General features: G+C 55.6%; 19 protein-coding genes. 14 read left to right on the top strand and 5 right to left on the bottom strand.

Annotated elements, in window-relative coordinates; all coding sequences use genetic code 11:
• Nucleotides 1-71: 71 nt before the first annotated feature.
• Nucleotides 72-950, bottom strand: coding sequence for an alpha/beta hydrolase (locus tag ACLJRS_RS21295; RefSeq protein WP_000174944.1), 879 nt, complete (start codon nt 948-950; stop codon nt 72-74).
• A gap of 144 nt (nt 951-1,094) precedes the next feature.
• Nucleotides 1,095-1,898 carry an inositol-1-monophosphatase gene (gene suhB / locus ACLJRS_RS21290; protein ID WP_000553467.1) on the bottom strand — a complete coding sequence of 268 codons (804 nt, stop codon included), beginning with the start codon at nt 1,896-1,898 and terminating at the stop codon, nt 1,095-1,097.
• Nucleotides 1,899-2,016: 118 nt separating this feature from the next.
• Here suhB and trmJ point away from each other — a divergent pair, with 118 nt between their 5' ends.
• The 11 genes from trmJ (at nt 2,017) to sseB (ending at nt 11,033) form a co-directional block, all read left to right on the top strand.
• A complete protein-coding gene (trmJ, locus tag ACLJRS_RS21285) occupies nt 2,017-2,748 on the top strand; it encodes a tRNA (cytosine(32)/uridine(32)-2'-O)-methyltransferase TrmJ (protein WP_000940030.1) in 732 nt (243 codons plus the stop codon).
• 159 nt (nt 2,749-2,907) lie between these two features.
• A complete protein-coding gene (gene iscR / locus ACLJRS_RS21280; RefSeq protein WP_001241346.1) occupies nt 2,908-3,402 on the top strand; it encodes a Fe-S cluster assembly transcriptional regulator IscR in 495 nt (164 codons plus the stop codon).
• Between the two features lie 180 nt (nt 3,403-3,582).
• Nucleotides 3,583-4,797: a cysteine desulfurase gene (gene iscS / locus ACLJRS_RS21275; protein ID WP_000775263.1), complete on the top strand. Its 1,215-nt coding sequence runs from the start codon at nt 3,583-3,585 to the stop codon at nt 4,795-4,797.
• Nucleotides 4,798-4,824: 27 nt separating this feature from the next.
• Entirely contained in the window at nt 4,825-5,211 is a 387-nt protein-coding gene (gene iscU, locus ACLJRS_RS21270) for a Fe-S cluster assembly scaffold IscU (RefSeq protein ID WP_000331704.1), read from the top strand.
• Between the two features lie 28 nt (nt 5,212-5,239).
• Nucleotides 5,240-5,563 (top strand): iron-sulfur cluster assembly protein IscA, encoded by a 324-nt coding sequence (gene iscA, locus ACLJRS_RS21265; RefSeq protein ID WP_410957898.1) that lies wholly within the window; start codon nt 5,240-5,242, stop codon nt 5,561-5,563.
• A 195-nt stretch (nt 5,564-5,758) separates the two neighbouring features.
• Nucleotides 5,759-6,274, top strand: coding sequence for a co-chaperone HscB (hscB, locus tag ACLJRS_RS21260; RefSeq protein WP_000384398.1), 516 nt, complete (start codon nt 5,759-5,761; stop codon nt 6,272-6,274).
• A gap of 12 nt (nt 6,275-6,286) precedes the next feature.
• Nucleotides 6,287-8,137, top strand: coding sequence for a Fe-S protein assembly chaperone HscA (gene hscA, locus ACLJRS_RS21255; RefSeq protein WP_001196669.1), 1,851 nt, complete (start codon nt 6,287-6,289; stop codon nt 8,135-8,137).
• Nucleotide 8,138: 1 nt separating this feature from the next.
• A complete protein-coding gene (gene fdx, locus ACLJRS_RS21250; RefSeq protein ID WP_001124466.1) occupies nt 8,139-8,474 on the top strand; it encodes an ISC system 2Fe-2S type ferredoxin in 336 nt (111 codons plus the stop codon).
• An 11-nt stretch (nt 8,475-8,485) separates the two neighbouring features.
• Entirely contained in the window at nt 8,486-8,686 is a 201-nt protein-coding gene (iscX, locus tag ACLJRS_RS21245) for a Fe-S cluster assembly protein IscX (protein ID WP_000523621.1), read from the top strand.
• A 177-nt stretch (nt 8,687-8,863) separates the two neighbouring features.
• Complete coding sequence (gene pepB / locus ACLJRS_RS21240; RefSeq protein WP_000133536.1) at nt 8,864-10,147, top strand: aminopeptidase PepB; 1,284 nt, start codon at nt 8,864-8,866, stop codon at nt 10,145-10,147.
• Between the two features lie 109 nt (nt 10,148-10,256).
• On the top strand, nt 10,257-11,033 hold the full coding sequence (gene sseB / locus ACLJRS_RS21235) for an enhanced serine sensitivity protein SseB (RefSeq protein ID WP_001533245.1): 777 nt from the start codon (nt 10,257-10,259) through the stop codon (nt 11,031-11,033).
• 36 nt (nt 11,034-11,069) lie between these two features.
• Here the strand turns inward: sseB and timP are convergent, their stop codons facing one another.
• Nucleotides 11,070-11,186 carry a small toxic inner membrane protein TimP gene (gene timP, locus ACLJRS_RS21230; protein ID WP_350028759.1) on the bottom strand — a complete coding sequence of 39 codons (117 nt, stop codon included), beginning with the start codon at nt 11,184-11,186 and terminating at the stop codon, nt 11,070-11,072.
• 415 nt (nt 11,187-11,601) lie between these two features.
• A complete protein-coding gene (locus ACLJRS_RS21225; protein WP_000355302.1) occupies nt 11,602-12,270 on the bottom strand; it encodes a DUF5066 family protein in 669 nt (222 codons plus the stop codon).
• A gap of 41 nt (nt 12,271-12,311) precedes the next feature.
• On the opposite strand from ACLJRS_RS21225, the gene ACLJRS_RS21220 reads away from it, so the two are divergent.
• Entirely contained in the window at nt 12,312-12,536 is a 225-nt protein-coding gene (locus ACLJRS_RS21220; RefSeq protein ID WP_024131533.1) for a hypothetical protein, read from the top strand.
• Here ACLJRS_RS21220 and sseA read toward each other — a convergent pair.
• Nucleotides 12,516-13,358, bottom strand: coding sequence for a 3-mercaptopyruvate sulfurtransferase (sseA, locus tag ACLJRS_RS21215; RefSeq protein ID WP_000205255.1), 843 nt, complete (start codon nt 13,356-13,358; stop codon nt 12,516-12,518). The genes ACLJRS_RS21220 and sseA overlap by 21 nt on opposite strands.
• A gap of 208 nt (nt 13,359-13,566) precedes the next feature.
• Between sseA and ACLJRS_RS21210 the strand changes: the two genes are divergently transcribed.
• Both ACLJRS_RS21210 and pbpC read left to right on the top strand, forming a co-directional pair.
• Nucleotides 13,567-18,501 (top strand): alpha-2-macroglobulin family protein, encoded by a 4,935-nt coding sequence (locus ACLJRS_RS21210; RefSeq protein ID WP_000681853.1) that lies wholly within the window; start codon nt 13,567-13,569, stop codon nt 18,499-18,501.
• Nucleotides 18,502-20,817: a peptidoglycan glycosyltransferase PbpC gene (gene pbpC, locus ACLJRS_RS21205; RefSeq protein ID WP_001014774.1), complete on the top strand. Its 2,316-nt coding sequence runs from the start codon at nt 18,502-18,504 to the stop codon at nt 20,815-20,817.
• Nucleotides 20,818-20,960: the final 143 nt, after the last annotated feature.

The following is a 20,960-nucleotide window of genomic DNA, read 5'->3' as shown; positions in this document are numbered from 1 at the left end:
AAAAATGGTTTTTACTATCGGTATAATAAATATATTCTTAATCATAAAATATGCATATATACAGCGTCGCGCTATTTAGCGGATAGCGCGGTCTGAATAAATTTAATCATTGCATCACGGTAAAGGTTTGCATAACGTCCGGAAAAAGCATCAATGTGATCGCCGTCAGGAATGAAGATTTTTTGTTTGGGCTCCCGGGCGAGGGCATACAATTTCTCACTGTCCTGCCAGGGAATAACATGGTCTGCCGTGCCATGAAGAATCAATACCGGAATGGGGCTGACGCTGGCAATATTGCGATCCGCGCTATAGCGGTCATCAAGCAAATAGCCGCTGCCCGGGATCATCTGGTTGGCGATGGAGGAATAGGATAAAAACGTTGAGTCAAGGATAATCGCACGTATGCCCGCCTGGTCGGCGTAGCGCATATTTGCGCAGCCTACGCAGTGGCCTACGGCGGCCAGTACATTATTGCCGCCCAGGCTCTGCCCCAGCAGTACCAGGCGCTCGGGGTTAACGTCGGCGCGATGCCGCACATAATCTATCGCGCTTTTCGTATCGTCCAGTAGCCCCTCTTGTGATGGGGTACCCTCAGATTCGCCAAAACCACGGTAATCAAACATAAACAGGTTTACGTTGCGTTCTGGCAGCCAACTGACTAACGGCCAGTGCGCCGACATATTTCCGGCGTTGCCATGGACATGAATCACCGTCGCGACGGCGTTTTCCGGCCTGCCGAAAGCAGTGGGAATAAACCAGCCGTGCAGATGCGTGCCATCTTTGGCGGTAAAGGTAATGGATTCAGCTTCGGCAGGGGTTGGCCCATAGACTTTATTGTCCGGGTAATAAAAGGCATTGATCGCTACGCGGGGTAGCAGATAAATACAGACCACAATGATAAACAGAATAAAAAGGGATTTGACGATGCGTCGGGTATGTTGAAGGGTCATGTTCGCTTCCTTGCCGCTTTATGCCAATAGCGGAGCAGGGAGCGATCGTACAAAAACATGCAGGCAAGTAAAGCGATGAGGCTGTGTTTAGGAAAAACGCCTGAAAAGGCACGGCGGATGAGTGGCCCCATCCGCCGAAGAGACTTAGCGCTTCAGCGCATCGCTCAGTTCGTCGCGCATATTCGCCAGCATGGCTTTAACGACGCGCGGATTCCCCGCCACGATATTACCGGTCATCATGTAGTTATGACCGCCGGTGAAATCGCTGACGATACCGCCCGCTTCACGAACCAGCAGTTCGCCCGCGGCGAAATCCCACGGACGAAGGCCAATTTCAAAGAAACCATCGACACGACCTGCAGCCACATAGGCCAGATCCAGCGCGGCGGAACCGGTGCGGCGGAAATCGGCGCATTCGGTGAACAGCTTGCCGATAATATTAATGTAGGTGGTCGCGTATTGTTTGGCTTTGAACGGGAAGCCAGTAGCGAGGATAGTGCCGTCCAGATCGCGAGCGGTACTGCCGCGCAGACGGTAGCCGTTCAGCTGCGCGCCCTGACCGCGGGTGGCGGTGAACAGTTCGTTACGCATCGGATCGTACACGACAGCCACTTCAGTACGGCCTTTAATGCGTACAGCAATGGAAACAGCGAAGTGTGGCAGACGTTTGATGAAGTTGGTGGTGCCATCCAGCGGATCGATAACCCATTGAACATCCTGATCTGTGCCAACGTGCTCACCGCTTTCTTCGGTGATAATAGTGTGTTGCGGGTAAGATTTGCGAATGGTGTCGATAATCACCGCTTCAGCGGCCTTATCTACATTGGTCACAAAATCGTTACTGCCTTTTTGGCTCGCTTCTACAGCGTCCGGAGTTTCATAGTTTTTGGCAATTACATTACCCGCCTTGCGCGCTGCGCGCACGGCGATGGTCAGCATCGGATGCATCGGTCTCTCTCACTGGATGTTAAAGAACGGGAAAACGGCGCAGAGTATAGCAGCGAGATCGGAATCTGTCTTGGTTTTATGGTAAGATGTCAGAATAATCTTTAGCTGAAGAAAGACAATGCTGCAAAACATTCGAATTGTGCTGGTGGAAACCTCCCACACCGGCAATATGGGCTCTGTGGCTCGCGCTATGAAAACCATGGGCTTAACTAACCTGTGGCTGGTAAACCCGTTGGTGAAACCGGACTCCCAGGCCATCGCCCTGGCGGCAGGCGCCAGCGATGTGATCGGTAATGCGCAGATCGTCGATACGCTGGACGAAGCGTTGGCTGGCTGTAGCCTGGTGGTCGGCACCAGCGCCCGTTCCCGCACTCTGCCGTGGCCGATGCTTGATCCGCGCGAGTGCGGCTTAAAAAGCGTGGCGGAAGCGGCAAATACGCCGGTTGCGCTGGTTTTTGGTCGTGAGCGTGTCGGGCTGACTAACGATGAGTTGCAAAAATGCCATTATCACGTCGCTATTGCCGCTAACCCGGAGTACAGCTCGTTGAATCTGGCGATGGCGGTACAGGTCATCGCGTATGAAGTCCGCATGGCCTGGCTGGCGACGCAGGAAAACGGCGACGCGGCAGATCATGAAGAGGCGCCGTATCCGCTGGTGGACGATCTTGAACGTTTCTACGGCCATCTGGAGCAGACGTTGCTCTCCACTGGCTTTATTCGCGAAAACCATCCGGGGCAGGTGATGAATAAATTGCGCCGTCTGTTTACCCGCGCCCGCCCGGAAAGCCAGGAGTTGAATATTCTGCGTGGGATTCTGGCGTCTATTGAGCAGCAGAATAAAGGCAAGTAACCGCGTCAATATCGCACGGAACGCTAAATACCTGACTAATTTACTCAAGTAAATAGTTGACCAAATTACTCGGGAATGTCAGACTTGTCCCTGCTATGCAATACCTCCATTTTACAATAAAAAACCCCGGGCAGGGGCGAGTTTGAGGTTAAGTAAGACATGAGACTGACATCTAAAGGGCGTTATGCCGTGACCGCAATGTTAGACGTTGCGCTCAACTCCGAAGCGGGCCCGGTACCGTTGGCTGATATTTCTGAACGTCAGGGGATTTCCCTTTCTTATCTGGAACAGCTATTTTCCCGTTTACGTAAAAACGGTCTGGTTTCCAGCGTACGCGGGCCGGGCGGCGGTTATCTGTTGGGTAAAGATGCTGGCAGTATCGCGGTCGGCGAAGTGATCAGCGCGGTTGATGAATCCGTTGACGCGACCCGTTGCCAGGGGAAAGGCGGCTGTCAGGGCGGCGATAAATGCCTGACCCATGCGCTGTGGCGTGATTTAAGCGATCGCCTGACCGGCTTTCTCAACAATATTACCTTAGGCGAGCTGGTGAATAACCAGGAAGTTCTGGATGTGTCTGGTCGCCAGCACACGCATGACGCGCCGCGCGCCAGCGGTCGTGCGCAGGACGCTATCGACGTTAAATTACGCGCTTAATTAAAATATTACGCCATCTCTTCTGGCGGCCTCATGCGGTGAACGCCGCGGTCGTCTGAAGGATGAAGCGTAAAAAAGAATTCAGAATCAGGCCGGGACGCGGACGTCCCGTCAACACGGTCGTACATCCAGCCGGTTGCCTGATTCCTTGCATTGAGTGATGTACGGAGTTTAAGAGCAATGAAATTACCGATTTATCTCGACTACTCCGCAACCACGCCGGTGGACCCGCGTGTTGCCGAGAAAATGATGCAGTTTCTGACCCTGGACGGAACCTTTGGGAACCCGGCGTCTCGTTCACACCGTTTCGGCTGGCAGGCTGAAGAGGCGGTAGATATCGCCCGCAACCAGATTGCTGAACTGGTCGGCGCCGACCCGCGTGAAATCGTCTTTACCTCAGGGGCGACGGAGTCCGATAACCTGGCGATCAAAGGCGCTGCCAACTTTTATCAGAAAAAAGGCAAGCACATCATCACCAGCAAGACCGAGCACAAAGCGGTGCTGGACACCTGCCGTCAGCTTGAGCGCGAAGGGTTTGAAGTGACCTACCTGGCGCCCCAGCGCAACGGCATCATCGATCTCAACGAGCTCGAAGCAGCGATGCGTGACGACACCATTCTGGTTTCCATCATGCACGTGAACAACGAAATCGGCGTGGTGCAGGATATCGCGACCATCGGCGAAATGTGCCGCGCGCGCGGTATCATCTACCACGTTGACGCCACCCAGAGCGTGGGCAAACTGCCTATCGACCTGAGCCAACTGAAAGTGGATCTGATGTCCTTCTCCGGTCATAAAATTTATGGTCCGAAAGGCATTGGCGCGCTGTATGTGCGTCGTAAGCCGCGTATTCGCATTGAAGCGCAGATGCATGGCGGCGGGCACGAGCGCGGTATGCGCTCTGGTACTCTGCCTGTCCACCAGATCGTCGGTATGGGCGAAGCTTACCGTATCGCGAAAGAAGAGATGGAGACCGAAATGGCCCGTCTGCGCGGTCTGCGTAACCGCCTGTGGAACGGCATCAAAGATATTGAAGAAGTTTACCTGAACGGCGACCTTGAGCAGGGCGCGCCAAACATTCTCAACGTGAGCTTTAACTACGTTGAAGGCGAGTCGCTGATCATGGCGCTGAAAGACCTGGCGGTCTCTTCCGGTTCCGCCTGCACCTCCGCCAGTCTGGAACCGTCCTACGTGCTGCGCGCGTTGGGCATGAATGACGAGCTGGCGCATAGCTCTATCCGTTTCTCTTTAGGTCGTTTTACCACTGAAGAAGAGATCGACTACACCATTGATCTGGTTCGTAAATCCATTGGCCGTCTGCGTGACCTTTCTCCACTGTGGGAAATGTACAAGCAGGGTGTGGATCTGAACAGCATCGAATGGGCACATCATTAATCGGTATCGGAATCAGGAGAATTTATAATGGCTTACAGCGAAAAAGTAATCGATCACTATGAGAACCCGCGTAACGTAGGGTCGTTTGACAACAACGACGATAACGTGGGAAGCGGCATGGTTGGCGCGCCGGCCTGCGGCGACGTCATGAAGTTGCAGATTAAAGTTAACGATGAAGGTATCATTGAAGACGCGCGCTTCAAGACTTACGGCTGCGGTTCCGCTATCGCCTCCAGTTCTCTGGTAACGGAGTGGGTGAAAGGGAAATCCCTGGACGAAGCGCAGGCGATTAAAAACACCGACATTGCAGACGAACTGGAACTGCCGCCGGTGAAAATTCACTGCTCTATTCTGGCGGAAGACGCGATTAAAGCCGCTATTGCGGATTACAAAAGCAAACGCGAAGCGAAATAAAATAGAACGTTAACATTGAGGTTTTGTTATGTCGATTACACTTAGCGACAGTGCAGCAGCGCGAGTTAATACCTTCCTGGCCAACCGTGGTAAAGGGTTTGGTCTGCGTCTGGGCGTGAGAACCTCCGGCTGCTCAGGTATGGCTTATGTACTGGAATCTGTTGACGAGCCAACGGCGGAAGACACCGTGTTTGAAGACAAAGGCGTTAAGGTAGTGGTTGACGGCAAGAGCCTGCAATTTCTGGACGGTACACAGCTGGACTTCGTAAAAGAAGGTCTGAACGAAGGGTTTAAATTCTCCAACCCGAATGTGAAAGATGAGTGTGGTTGCGGCGAAAGCTTCCACGTGTAACCGTGTTCCGCTGTTATACCGAGCATTCGTGCTGTAGAAAAGCGGCAAGCGAGTGAATCCCCAGGCGCTTACTTGAGTAAATGACTGGGGGAACCCGCGCAGACAACGCATCTGCGGCGCGAAGTAAGAAGGTATAACCCCACCGTGGTCGCCTGCGTGTGGGGTTTGTTCTGACAGGCTATCCCTGAGAATGTTATGGATTACTTCACCCTCTTTGGCTTACCAGCCCGTTATCAGATTGACACCCAGGCGCTGAGCCTTCGTTTTCAGGATCTGCAACGCCAGTATCACCCTGACAAATTTGCCAACGGCACTCAGGCGCAGCAGCTTGCCGCCGTCCAGCAATCCGCCACGATCAACCAGGCCTGGCAAACGCTGCGTCACCCTTTGACGCGCGCGGAGTATCTGCTTTCCTTACACGGGTTCGATCTGGCCAGCGAGCAACATACGGTACGCGACACCGCGTTTCTGATGGAACAACTCACGCTTCGCGAAGAGCTGGACGATATCGAACAATCAAAAGACGACGTGCGGCTGGAAAGCTTCATCAAACGCGTACAAAAGATGTTTGATGCTCGTCTTCAGCAAATGGTGGAACAGTTGGACAACGCCGCGTGGGACGCGGCGGCGGATACGGTGCGCAAACTGCGGTTTCTCGATAAACTGCGAAGCAGCGCAGAACAACTCGAAGAAAAGCTGCTCGATTTTTAACTGGAATCTAACATGGCCTTATTACAAATTAGTGAGCCTGGTCTGAGCGCCGCGCCGCATCAGCGTCGTCTGGCGGCGGGCATCGACTTAGGCACTACCAACTCTCTGGTTGCGACGGTTCGCAGCGGCCAGGCGGAAACTCTGCCTGACCACGAAGGGCGCCACCTGTTGCCTTCAGTGGTTCACTATCAGCAGCAGGGCCATACGGTCGGTTACGCTGCGCGTGACAATGCCGCGCAGGATACGGCCAACACTATCAGCTCTGTGAAACGCATGATGGGACGCTCGCTGGCGGATATCCAGACGCGCTATCCGCATCTGCCTTACCGGTTTAAGGCAAGCGTTAATGGGCTGCCGATGATTGACACGGCGGCTGGATTGCTCAATCCGGTGCGCGTATCGGCTGATATTCTCAAAGCGCTGGCCGCGCGGGCTAGCGAATCGCTCTCCGGCGAGCTGGATGGCGTGGTGATTACCGTTCCCGCCTATTTCGATGATGCCCAACGTCAGGGAACGAAAGACGCCGCGCGGCTGGCAGGCCTGCATGTGCTGCGCCTGCTCAACGAACCGACGGCGGCGGCGATTGCCTACGGTCTGGACTCAGGCAAAGAAGGCGTTATTGCTGTTTACGATCTCGGCGGCGGTACCTTCGATATCTCTATTTTACGCCTGAGCCGCGGGGTGTTTGAAGTGCTGGCGACGGGCGGTGATTCTGCGCTCGGCGGCGACGACTTTGACCATCTGCTGGCGGACTATATTCGTGAGCAGGCGGGAATTGCCGATCGTAGCGACAATCGCGTTCAGCGCGAACTGCTGGATGCCGCGATTGCGGCGAAAATCGCCTTAAGCGATGCCGATACCGTTCGCGTTAACGTTGCGGGCTGGCAGGGGGAGATCACTCGCGAGCAATTTAACGATCTCATTTCCGCGCTGGTTAAGCGCACGCTATTGGCCTGCCGTCGCGCATTGAAAGATGCCGGCGTTGAGCCCCAGGACGTTCTGGAAGTGGTCATGGTCGGCGGTTCGACCCGTGTACCGCTGGTGCGTGAGCGGGTGGGCGAATTTTTTGGCCGCACGCCGTTAACCGCTATCGACCCGGATAAAGTGGTCGCTATCGGCGCAGCGATTCAGGCCGATATTCTGGTCGGCAACAAGCCGGACAGCGAAATGCTGCTGCTGGACGTGATTCCACTCTCTCTTGGGTTGGAGACGATGGGCGGCCTGGTGGAAAAAGTCATTCCGCGCAACACCACTATCCCGGTGGCGCGCGCGCAGGATTTCACCACCTTCAAAGACGGCCAGACCGCGATGTCTATCCATGTGATGCAGGGCGAACGCGAACTGGTGCAGGACTGCCGTTCGCTGGCGCGCTTTGCGCTGCGCGGGATTCCGCCGCTGCCGGCGGGCGGGGCGCATATTCGCGTGACCTTCCAGGTAGACGCCGATGGCCTGTTGAGCGTCACCGCAATGGAAAAATCCACCGGCGTCGAGGCCTCCATTCAGGTCAAACCTTCCTATGGCCTGACCGATGGCGAAATCGCCTCGATGATCAAGGATTCCATGAGTTTTGCCGAGCAGGACGTGAAAGCGCGTATGCTGGCGGAGCAAAAAGTCGAAGCCGCGCGCGTGCTGGAAAGTTTGACCGGCGCGCTAACTGCCGACGCCGCGCTGTTAAGCGCCGCAGAACGTCAATGCATTGATGATGCCGCCGCACATTTAAGCGCGGTCGCACAAGGCGATGATGTTGACGCCATAGAACAAGCCATTAAAAACGTAGATAAACAAACCCAGGAATTTGCCGCTCGCCGCATGGACCAGTCGGTTCGTCGCGCGTTGAAAGGCCATTCCGTAGACGAGGTTTAACATGCCGAAGATTGTTATTCTGCCTCATCAGGATCTTTGTCCGGATGGCGCAGTTCTGGAAGCTGAGACCGGTGAAACCATTCTTGACGTAGCGCTGCGCAACGGCATCGAGATTGAACACGCCTGTGAGAAATCGTGCGCCTGCACCACCTGTCACTGTATTGTACGTGAAGGCTTCGACTCCTTGCCGGAAAGTTCGGAAGAAGAAGACGATATGCTGGATAAAGCGTGGGGGCTGGAGCCGGAAAGTCGACTGAGCTGCCAGGCCCGCGTTACCGACGACGATCTGGTTATCGAAATTCCACGTTACACAATCAACCATGCGCGTGAGCATTAACAGAGGGTAGTATGGGACTCAAGTGGACCGATAGCCGCGAGATCGGCGAAGCGTTATACGACGCATATCCTGATGTCGATCCTAAAACCGTTCGTTTCACCGATCTGCATCAGTGGATCTGCGAACTGGACGATTTTGACGACGACCCTAACGCATCCAATGAAAAAATTCTGGAGGCGATTCTGCTAGTCTGGTTGGATGAAGCAGAGTAATTTTTGCGTCATGATCCTCGCCGCAGGTGCGTTGGCTACGTTCGCTCACCCCAGTCACATAGTTTGCTATGCTCCCGGGGATTCGCTCACTTGCCGCCTTCCTGCAACGCGAATCATTTAGCAAAAGATCTAACGGGCTGCCCTACGGCGGCCCGTTTGCTAATAAGGAAAATAACAATGACAGAAGCCATGAAAATTACGCTTTCCACGCAGCCTGCCGATGCGCGCTGGGGCGATAAAGCCACTTACAGTATTAATAACGACGGTATTACCTTGCATCTTAACGGTAAAGACGATCTGGGATTGATCCAGCGTGCGGCGCGTAAAATCGACGGCCTGGGAATAAAACAGGTCGCGCTGACAGGCGAGGGATGGGATATCGAGCGTTGTTGGGCATTCTGGGCGGGTTACAAAGGACCAAAAGGCGTCCGTACCGTAATGTGGCCGGATTTAGACGATGCCCAACGTCAGGAACTGGATAACCGCCTGACCATTATTGACTGGGTGCGCGACACCATTAATGCTCCGGCGGAAGAGCTTGGGCCGGAGCAACTGGCGCAGCGCGCAGTGGATCTGCTGTGCAGCGTCGCGTGCGATAGCGTCACTTACCGTATCACCAAAGGCGAAGATCTGCGCGAGCAGAACTATATGGGGTTGCATACCGTAGGCCGTGGTTCTGAGCGTCCGCCGGTGCTGCTGGCGCTGGATTACAACCCGACGGGAGACAAAGATGCGCCGGTTTATGCCTGCCTGGTCGGTAAAGGTATCACCTTTGACTCCGGCGGCTACAGTATCAAACAAAGCGCTTTTATGGACTCAATGAAATCCGATATGGGCGGCGCGGCGACAGTAACGGGCGCGCTGGCGTTCGCCATTACCCGTGGGTTGAATAAACGCGTAAAACTGTTCCTGTGCTGCGCCGATAATCTGATCAGCGGCAATGCGTTTAAACTGGGCGATATTATTCGCTACCGTAATGGTAAGAATGTCGAAGTCATGAATACCGATGCGGAGGGGCGACTGGTACTGGCGGATGGCCTGATTGACGCCAGCGCGCAACACCCGCAGCTAATCATTGATATGGCGACGTTAACCGGCGCGGCGAAAACAGCGCTGGGTAACGACTACCATGCGCTATTCAGTTTTGACGATACGCTGGCGGGGCGCTTGTTGACCAGCGCGGCGCAAGAAAATGAACCGTTCTGGCGTCTGCCGCTGGCGGAGTTCCACCGTAACCAGCTGCCGTCTAACTTTGCGGAACTGAACAACACCGGCAGCGCGGCTTATCCCGCCGGGGCAAGCACCGCCGCAGGTTTTCTGTCGCACTTTGTTGAAAATTACCGCGAAGGCTGGCTGCACATTGACTGTTCCGCCACTTATCGCAAAGCGCCGGTTGAGCAGTGGGCTGCCGGGGCAACCGGTCTGGGTGTGCGCACCATCGCGAATCTGCTGACCGCCTGAACGGTGTTTTTGTAGGCCGGGTAAGCGAAGCGCCACCCGGCATTTTGCCTGATGGCGACGCCGTGCGTCTTATCAGGCCTACAACCCATATACATAATTTGTGATTCCTATGTCCGAAACTAAAAATGAATTAGAAATCTTGCTGGAGAAAGCGGCGACTGAGCCCGCGCATCGTCCGGCATTTTTCCGTACCTTACTGGAGTCCACCGTCTGGGTGCCGGGCAGCGCTGCCGAAGGCGAGGCGATTGTGGAAGACAGCGCTCTGGATTTGCAGCACTGGGAAAAAGAAGACGGCACGACCGTCATTCCCTTCTTTACTTCTCTGGAGGCGCTGCAGCAGGCCGTGGAAGACGAACAGGCATTTGTGGTGATGCCGGCGCGCACGCTGTTTGAAATGACGCTTGGCGAAACGCTATTCCTCAACGCTAAATTGCCGACCGGCAAAGAGTTTATGCCGCGTGAAATCAGCCTGCTTCTCGCTGAGGAAGGCAGCCCATTAAGTACGCAGGAAGTGCTGGAAGGCGGCGAGTCGCTTATTTTATCCGAAGTGGCCGAGCCGCCGTCGCAGATGATTGATTCCCTCACTACGCTGTTTAAAACCATCAAACCGGTGAAACGCGCATTTCTCTGCGCGATTAAAGAACATGCGGACGCCCAACCCAATCTGCTGATTGGCATTGAGGCTGACGGCGAAATTGAAGAGATCATTCACGCAGCGGGCAATGTGGCGACCGACACGTTACCGGGTGACGAACCGATCGATATTTGTCAGGTGAGGAAGGGCGAGCAGGGTATCAGCCACTTTATCACCGAGCATATCGCGCCGTTCTACGAGCGCCGCTGGGGCGGGTTCCTGCGCGATTTTAAACAGAACCGCATCATCTGAAGAAAAGAAAGCCGCCCAACAGGGCGGCCTCCTGGCTTACCTGCTCTGGACGTTGAGCGTTACGGGAACAGAGCTACCTGGGTGGCTTCTGTCTGCGTGAAGACACAACGTGCCAGAAACAAGAAGCACGACACAAAAGTATCGTACCTTCATGTTGCGGTCCTTGCGAAGACCGCATCACGGCAGCACCGCTGGCGATAATGCCGTGATAGCAGGCACTACGGTGTGCCTGCGCTTACGGCCATCGGTTATCCTCTCCTGAAGCCAGCGCCCGTTTGCGAGATGGCGGAAAGGGCCGGGAAAGATAATACCTCAAATGTTGAATAGTTTCCTGATAAATTATATTGACATTTGCTCCCTTAAAAGGGAGTATTAATCCCCTACGGTGTGCCTGCGTTGCTATGGCAACAAAGCCTGCTGGAAAGGCCGCGAACCGGACCAGCACAAAAAAACCGCTCAACTGAGCGGTTTTTTTGTGGCCTGCTTAAACAGTATTTATGTAGATTCGTTTTAAATCAGCCTGAACGGTAGGCCGGATAAGCGTGAGCGCCACCCGACATCATGTCGATTAATCGACGAGCGCGTCCAGTTTTGCCCAAAACGCCTCATGATAATCCTCCAGGTCAAGTAAAGCGGCATCGCGTTGTTCATTCATTTTTTGCTGTGCCTTCCATTGCGGAAGATGTAAATCCTCTTCGGTAAAGCCAATGTCTTTAGCGCCCGAAATAATATTATAGAGATATTCCACCAGAGAAGACTCCGCCAGCCAGAATTCATTACGTTCCATGCGGGCAATAGGGTATTCGCCGTTGGCATCCCGTTCTGTGATATAGATAAAAATGGCCTGATCGCCGACATGATCGATACGAATTAATGCCGGAAGACGGGGATCGTTACTCCAGACAGGCATCAGATCTTCAATATCAATACCTGAGCTATCCATGCCAGCGCCGTAATACGCCTCTTCATCAGGAGAGTAAGAATGTATTACTCCCTCTTTATCAATAGATCTTTGTAATGTTTCAATCACAGGCATATTATAATTGCTAAGTAGATCGCGGTCGTAGGCCAGTAGCGCCTTCAGGCTTTCTGGTAACTCAGTGGTTTCCGTATTTTGCGGATCGCGATACTTACGCACTCGCAGACGACTTATTTCCTCGGCAGACATAGGAGTAGGTACCTTATTACGGTTAACCTTTTTAACCAACTCAATTAAATTAGCGAGTGAAATATCCATTTTCCATCCTTAAAAATTATATTTACAGGAGTTATTTTCCGGTGAAAACCAAAACAGCGGTGATGATACTCCTTATACCCGGCGTAAAGTATTTACCGATAAAAAATAGGATTTTATTAAGAGAAAATAATGCCCGTTTGCAGGACAGTGGAAAACAGCTGAATAAAAATAATGTCTGTAGATCGTTTTACATCAGCCTGAACGGTAGGCCGGATAAGCGTGAGCGCCATCCGGCATGGCAGATATTAAGCGGGTTCAACCGGTAAATCGGTACGCGCGCCCCATTCGCTCCACGCGCCGTCGTAAAGCGTGACGTCAGGCACATCCAGCGTGGCGAGCGCCAGCACCACGACCGCGGCCGTCACACCGGAACCGCAACTGGCGATAATCGGTCTGTCGAAACTCACGCCGTGGCTGAAAAAAACCTCATTCAGTTCGTCAGTGGTCTTTAATTCGCCCTCATACACCAGTTCCGTCCACGGGACGTTTAGCGCGCCAGGAATGTGTCCGCGCCTCAGTCCCGGACGCGGTTCATCAGCCTGAGCGTTAAAACGCGCCGCCGGACGCGCGTCAACGATTTGCGCGGTTTTTTCATGGCTTGCCAGCAATACGTCAGTGAGACGCACCACGGCTTGCGGCGTGAATTTCGCCTCAAACTCGCCTCCTTCATGCGCTTCCTCGCCTTCGCGCAATAGCCATTCGTCGCGCTGCCAGCCCGCCAGTCCGCCCGCCAGAATGGACACTTTCTCGGCACCGAACGTGCGCAGCATCCACCACGCCCGCGGAGCGGAGAACAGATTGCCTTCATCGTATATGACCAGGTGTTTATCCTGGCGAACACCCAGTTCACGCATGGCCACCGCAAACGCTTCCGGGCGCGGCATCATATGCGGCAACGGCGATGCGCGATCGGAAAGCGCTTCAATATCAAAAAACAGCGCGCCGGGAATATGTCCGGCGCGATATTCGCCCGCCATATCACGATGTTCCTGTCCTGGCGGCACCATACGGGCGTCAAGAATCTGTATTTCCGGATCATCAATATGTTCGGCAAGCCAGTCGGCGGCGACAAAAAAGGCGGTGGTCATGGGCATCTCCATTGTTACCTGATTATGGTCAAATTGTCGGACGTTTCCCGAAAAGGGACAAGTAGAAGAGGCTGTTTTGGCTGGCGAAACCACATTTCTGCGTAAAATTTTCGCATCATCACAGTAATACGGACTTACACAATAAAATTTCTCGCGCATAATATCTCATCAACCGTTGCTGACAGGCCGTTAAGGCCAGGGATGAAAGATGAAACATTTACGCGTGGTGGCCTGCATGATCATGCTGGCGCTGGCGGGATGCGATAACAACGATAAAACCGCCCCGACGACTAAAAGCGAAGCGCCAGCCGTAGCGCAGCCCTCGCCCGCGCAAGACCCGGCACAGCTACAAAAGCTGGCGCAGCAAAGCCAGGGCAAAGCGCTCACGCTATTAGACGCCTCCGAAGCGCAGCTTGACGGCGCGGCGACGCTGGTGCTGACGTTTTCAATTCCTTTAGATCCTGAACAGGATTTCTCCCGTGTGGTTCACGTGGTTGATAAGAAAAGCGGCAGCGTTGACGGCGCATGGGAGCTGGCGCCAAATTTAAAAGAGCTAAGGTTACGTCATCTGGAACCTGAGCGCGTGCTGGTGGTCACGGTTGATCCCGCCGTTAAAGCGCTGAATAACGCCACCTTCGGCAAGTCTTATGAAAAAACGATTACCACGCGTGATGTCCAGCCCAGCGTCGGCTTTGCCAGCCGGGGATCGCTGCTACCGGGGAAAATCGCGGAAGGACTGCCGGTCATGGCGCTTAACGTCAACCACGTTGATGTGAACTTTTTCCGCGTTAAGCCCGGATCGTTGGCGTCATTTGTCAGCCAGTGGGAGTACCGTAGTTCTCTCTCTAACTGGGAGTCCGACCATCTGCTGAAAATGGCGGATCTGGTTTATACCGGTCGTTTTGATCTTAATCCGGCGCGCAATACGCGTGAGAAACTGCTGCTGCCATTAAGCGATATTAAGCCGCTGCAACAGGCGGGCGTATATGTGGCGGTAATGAATCAGGCTGGACACTACAACTATAGTAATGCCGCTACGTTGTTTACCCTTAGCGATATCGGCGTGTCCGCGCACCGTTACCATAATCGGCTGGATATCTTTACGCAAAGCCTGGAAAACGGCGCGGCGCAGTCGGGAATTGAGATCGTTCTTCTGAATGATAAAGGTCAGACGCTGGCGCAGGCGACGAGCGACGCGCAGGGACATGTGCAACTGGAAGCTGATAAAGCGGCGGCGCTATTACTGGCGCGTAAAGAGGAGCAGACCACGCTGCTCGATCTCACGCTTCCGGCTCTGGATCTGTCGGAATTTAATGTCGCTGGCGCGCCCGGCTACAGCAAGCAGTTCTTTATGTTCGGCCCGCGCGATCTCTACCGACCAGGCGAAACGGTTATCCTCAACGGATTACTGCGCGATAGCGACGGTAAAACGCTGCCCGATCAACCCGTTAAGCTGGAAGTGGTAAAACCAGACGGACAGGTGATGCGTACCGTCGTCAGCCAGCCGGAAAACGGGCTATACCGTTTGAATTATCCGCTGGATATCAACGCGCCGACCGGCTTGTGGCATGTCCGCGCCAACACCGGCGATAATTTGCTGCGGAGTTGGGATTTCCACGTGGAAGACTTTATGCCGGAGCGGATGGCGCTCAACCTGACGGCGCAAAAAACACCGCTGGCGCCTGCGGATGAGGTGAAATTCTCCGTTGTCGGCTATTACTTGTATGGCGCGCCTGCTAACGGCAATACCCTGCAAGGGCAACTTTTCCTGCGTCCGCTGCGCGACGCTGTCGCGGCGTTGCCTGGCTTCCAGTTCGGCAATATTGCCGAAGAGAATCTTTCGCGCAGCCTGGACGAAGTTCAACTGACGTTGGATAAAGGCGGACGTGGTGAAGTGAGTGCTGCCAGCCAGTGGCAAGAAGCGCATTCGCCGCTGCAGGTAATTCTACAGGCCAGCCTGCTGGAGTCTGGCGGTCGTCCGGTCACTCGTCGCGTAGAGCAGGCGATTTGGCCTGCCGATACGTTACCGGGAATTCGTCCACAGTTCGCCGCCAAAGCGGTATACGACTACCGTACGGATACCACCGTTAATCAACCGATTGTCGACGAAGACAGCAACGCCGCATTCGATATTGTTTACGCCAACGCGCAGGGCGAGAAAAAAGCGGTGTCCGGTTTACAGGTGCGGCTCATTCGCGAGCGTCGCGACTATTACTGGAACTGGTCGGAAAGCGAAGGCTGGCAGTCGCAGTTTGATCAAAAAGATCTGGTGGAGGGCGAGCAGACGCTGGATCTGAACGCGGATGAAACCGGAAAAGTCAGCTTCCCGGTGGAATGGGGCGCGTACCGTCTGGAGGTCAAAGCGCCGAATGAGACGGTCAGCAGCGTTCGTTTCTGGGCCGGCTATAGCTGGCAGGATAACAGCGACGGTAGCGGCGCGGCGCGTCCGGATCGCGTCACCCTCAAACTGGATAAAGCGAGTTATCGTCCAGGCGATACCATGAAATTGCATATCGCCGCGCCGGTCGCTGGTAAAGGTTATGCGATGGTGGAGTCCAGCGACGGTCCGCTGTGGTGGCAGGCGATCGATGTGCCGGCACAAGGTCTGGAGCTCACGATTCCGGTGGATAAAACCTGGAATCGCCACGATCTCTATCTCAGTACGCTGGTGGTGCGTCCCGGCGATAAATCTCGTTCCGCGACGCCAAAACGCGCCGTGGGGTTACTACACCTACCGCTGGGGGATGAAAACCGCCGCCTCGATCTGGCGCTGGAAAGCCCGGCTAAAATGCGCCCGAATCAGCCGCTCACCGTCAGGGTGAAAGCCAGCGTTAAACACGGCGAAATGCCAAAACAGATCAACGTGCTGGTTTCCGCGGTCGATAGCGGCGTATTGAATATCACCGATTACGCGACGCCGGACCCGTGGCAGGCGTTCTTCGGTCAAAAACGCTACGGTGCGGATATCTACGATATTTACGGCCAGGTCATTGAAGGGCAGGGGCGGCTGGCGGCGTTGCGTTTTGGCGGCGATGGCGACGACCTTAAGCGCGGCGGAAAACCGCCGGTAAACCATGTCAATATCATCGCGCAGCAGGCGCAGCCGATCACGCTCAATGAGCAGGGCGAAGGGGTCGTAACGCTGCCGATTGGCGACTTTAACGGCGAACTGCGGGTTATGGCGCAGGCATGGACAGCGGACGATTTTGGTCGCGGCGAAAGCAAAGTCGTTGTCGCCGCGCCAGTGATTGCCGAGCTGAATATGCCGCGTTTTCTGGCGGGAGGGGATGTTTCGCGACTGGTGCTGGACGTCACCAATCTGACCGACCGCCCGCAGACGCTGAATATTGCGCTCGCCGCCAGTGGGTTACTGGAACTGCTTAGCCAGCAGCCGCAACCGGTCAACCTGGCGCCGGGCGTGCGCACTACCTTATTCGTTCCGGTACGCGCGCTGGAAGGTTTTGGCGAAGGCGAAATCCAGGCGACCATTAGCGGTCTGAATCTGCCGGGAGAAACCCTCGACGCGCAGCATAAGCAGTGGCAAATCGGCGTGCGTCCGGCCTGGCCTGCCCAAACGGTAAATAGCGGCATTGCGCTGGCGCCGGGAGAGAGCTGGCATGTACCAGAGCAGCATCTGGCAAACGTCTCGCCAGCCACGTTACAGGGACAACTGCTGTTAAGCGGAAAACCGCCGCTCAATCTGGCGCGCTACATTCGCGAGCTGAAAGCATATCCGTACGGGTGCCTGGAACAAACCACCAGCGGGTTATTCCCGGCGCTGTATACCAATGCCGCTCAATTGCAGTCGCTCGGTATTACCGGCGATAGCGATGAAAAACGGCGCGCCGCGGTGGATATCGGCATCTCCCGGATACTACAGATGCAGCGTGATAACGGCGGTTTTGCGCTATGGGATGAAAATGGGGCGGAAGAGCCCTGGCTAACGGCCTACGCAATGGATTTCCTCATTCGCGCGGGCGAGCAGGGATATAGCGTCCCGCCGGAGGCCATTAACCGGGGCAATGAGCGACTGCTGCGCTATCTGCAGGATCCCGGCACGATGCTGATTCGTTATAGCGATAATACCCAGGCCAGTACTTTTGCCGCTCAGGCTTACGCCGCGCTGGTACTGGCGCGTCAGCAGAAAGCGCCGCTCGGCGCGCTGCGCGAAATCTGGGAGCGCCGTAGTCAGGCGGCTTCAGGGCTGCCGCTGATGCAATTGGGCATCGCGTTAAACACGATGGGTGATGCCAGACGCGGCGAAGAGGCCATTACGCTGGCTCTGAATACGCCGCGTCAGGACGAACGGCAATGGATAGCGGATTACGGCAGTTCTCTGCGCGATAACGCTCTGATGTTGTCGCTACTGGAAGAGAACAACCTCAGACCGGACGCGCAAAACGCGCTATTAAGCTCGCTTTCTGAGCAGGCCTTCGGTCAGCGCTGGCTCTCTACACAGGAGAACAATGCCTTGTTCCTCGCCGCGCATTCGCGACAGGCCAGCGCGGGCGCCTGGCAGGCGCAGACCTCGTTAGAGGCGCAGCCGCTGTCGGGCGACAAGGCGTTGACCCGTAATCTGGATGCTGACCAGCTAGCCGCCCTTGAGGTGACGAACACCGGTAGCCAGCCGCTATGGCTGCGTCTGGATAGCAGCGGCTATCCCTCATCTGCGCCTGAGCCTGCCAGCAACGTTTTGCAGATTGAACGACAAATACTGGGGACCGATGGTCAGCGCAAATCGCTGTCCTCGTTGCGTAGCGGCGAACTGGTGCTGGTCTGGTTAACGGTAGTGGCCGATCGCAATGTGCCGGATGCGCTGGTGGTGGACCTGCTCCCGGCCGGGCTGGAGCTGGAAAACCAGAATCTGGCTGACAGCAGCGCCAGCCTGCCGGAGAGCGGTAGCGAAGTGCAAAATCTGCTTAATCAGATGCAGCAGGCGGATATTCAGTATATGGAATTCCGCGACGATCGGTTTGTGGCTGCCGTCGTTGTCAATGAGGGCCAGCCCGTGACGCTGGTCTACCTGGCGCGCGCGGTAACGCCGGGGACGTACCAGCTTGCGCAACCGCAGGTGGAATCGATGTACGCGCCTCAGTGGCGGGCAACCGGCGCGAGCGAGGGGTTGCTGATTGTGACGCCTTAAATGAACGGTTGGCGTGGTAAACGTGGCCGCTGGCTGTGGCTGGCGGGCGCGCCGCTTTTTATTCTTCTGGCGTTATGGGCGGCGGATAAACTTTGGCCGCTGCCGCTCAATGAGGTCCATCCTGCGCGGGTCGTGGTAGCCCATGACGGTACGCCGCTGTGGCGCTTTGCCGACGCCGGGGGGATCTGGCGTTATCCGGTGACGATTGAAGAGGTCTCTCCCCGCTACCTGGAGGCCTTAATCAATTACGAAGATCGCTGGTTCTGGCGGCACCCTGGCGTTAACCCTTTCTCCGTCGCGCGCGCGGCATGGCAGGATCTTACCGCCGGGCGCGTTATTTCCGGCGGCAGTACGCTGACTATGCAGGTGGCGAGACTGCTGGACCCGCATTCGCGCACGTTTGGCGGTAAAATCCGCCAGCTTTGGCGCGCCCTCCAGCTTGAATGGCATTTGTCCAAGCGCGATATCCTGACGCTGTACCTGAACCGCGCGCCGTTCGGCGGCACGCTACAGGGTATTGGCGCTGCAAGCTGGGCCTACTTCGGCAAGCCGCCCGCGCGCCTGAGCTACGCTGACGCGGCGCTGCTGGCCGTATTGCCGCAGGCGCCGAGTCGGTTACGCCCCGACCGATGGCCTGCGAGAGCCGAAGCGGCACGGAATAAAGTGCTGGATCGGATGGCGGAGCAGGGCGTCTGGCCTGCCGAAACGGTACGCGAGTCGCGTGAAGAGCCGGTCTGGCTGGCGCCGCGTCAAATGCCGCAACTGGCGCCGCTTTTTGCCCGAATGATGTTGAGTAAAAGCCAGAACGACAAAATTGTGACCACGCTGGACGCCGGATTGCAGCGGCAACTGGAAGATCTGGCGCGGGCATGGAAAGGGCGGCTGCCTGCACGCAGTTCGTTGGCGATGATCGTTGTCGATCATACCAATATGAGCGTGCGCGGCTGGGTAGGATCGGTAGACCTTAATGACGACAGCCGTTTTGGTCATGTCGACATGGTAACGGCGATCCGATCGCCGGGATCGGTACTCAAACCCTTTGTGTACGGTCTGGCGCTGGATGACGGCTTGATCCATCCCGCATCATTATTACAGGACGTTCCGCGCCGTACCGGAGATTACCGCCCGGGAAACTTCGACAGCGGATTTCACGGCCCGGTCAGCATGAGCGACGCGCTGGTACGCTCGCTGAATCTGCCTGCCGTTCAGGTGCTTGAAGCCTATGGGCCGAAACGATTTGCGGCAAAACTGCGTAACGTCGGCCTGCCGCTATATTTGCCTGCTGGCGCGGCGCCCAATCTTTCGCTGATTCTGGGCGGCGCGGGCGCGCGGCTTGACGAGATGGCGGCGGCATACAGCGCATTCGCTCGTCATGGGAAAGCGGCGAAATTACGGTTACAGCCGGACGATCCGCTGTCGGAAAGACCATTAATGTCGCCGGGAGCGGCGTGGATCATTCGACGGATTATGGCGGATGAAGCGCAACCCTTGCCGGATAACGCGCTGCCGCGCATTGTGCCGTTGGCGTGGAAAACCGGCACCAGCTACGGCTATCGCGATGCGTGGGCTATTGGCGTTAACGCGCGCTATATCATCGGCATCTGGACAGGCAGACCCGACGGCACGCCTGTGGTGGGGCAATTTGGTTTTGCCAGCGCGGTGCCATTGCTTAACCAAGTCAATAATCTGTTACTGGCGCATACGGGACGCCTGCCGGAAGATCCGCGTCCGCAGACGGTAAGCCGCGGCGTCATTTGCTGGCCGGGCGGACAGACTCTGCCTGCCGGAGACAGCAACTGTCGCCGCCGACTGGCGACATGGCTTCTCGATGACAGCCAGCCGCCCACGCTGCTGTTACCTGAGCAGGAAGACATCAACGGTATTCGTTTCCCGGTCTGGCTGGATGATACGGGGCGGCGTGTCGCTGCCGACTGTCCGCAGGCGCGTGCGCATACGTTTATCGTCTGGCCGCGGCCGCTGGAGCCGTGGCTGCCGCCTGCGGAAAGACGTAGCGCCCGCTTGCCCGCGGCGTCCGACCACTGTCCGCCGCTACAGGGCAATGATGCCGCGCCGTTAATGCTGTCAGGAGTGAGGGATGGCGCGGTGATCAGGCAATTGCCAGGCCAGGAAAACGTTACGCTGCCCGTCTCGACTACCGGCGGTAAAGGGCGTCGCTGGTGGTTTTTAAATGGCGAACCTGTTAATGGCGAAAATAATCGCCTTTCTTTATTACTCAATATCGCTGGACGTTATCAACTTGTCGTAATGGATGAGTCCGGTCAGGTTGCAGCGGTTAATTTTGAATTAATACGTTAACAACTCTTCAGAATAAATTATGAATTTCATTTAATTTAAAGTTAATGAGAATTATTAATTTTTCCGGAATTACCCTTAATGAGGGAGCTTGATAAATATCAAGAGAACCAGCGCATAAAAACGTGAGAATGGGTTTTTATTTG

The organism is Salmonella sp. SAL00670 (assembly GCF_046552235.1).
Taxonomy (GTDB): Bacteria; Pseudomonadota; Gammaproteobacteria; order Enterobacterales; family Enterobacteriaceae; genus Salmonella; species Salmonella enterica.
Note: the sequence above shows the minus strand (reverse complement) of the source record. Positions and strands in the feature narration are given on the sequence as shown.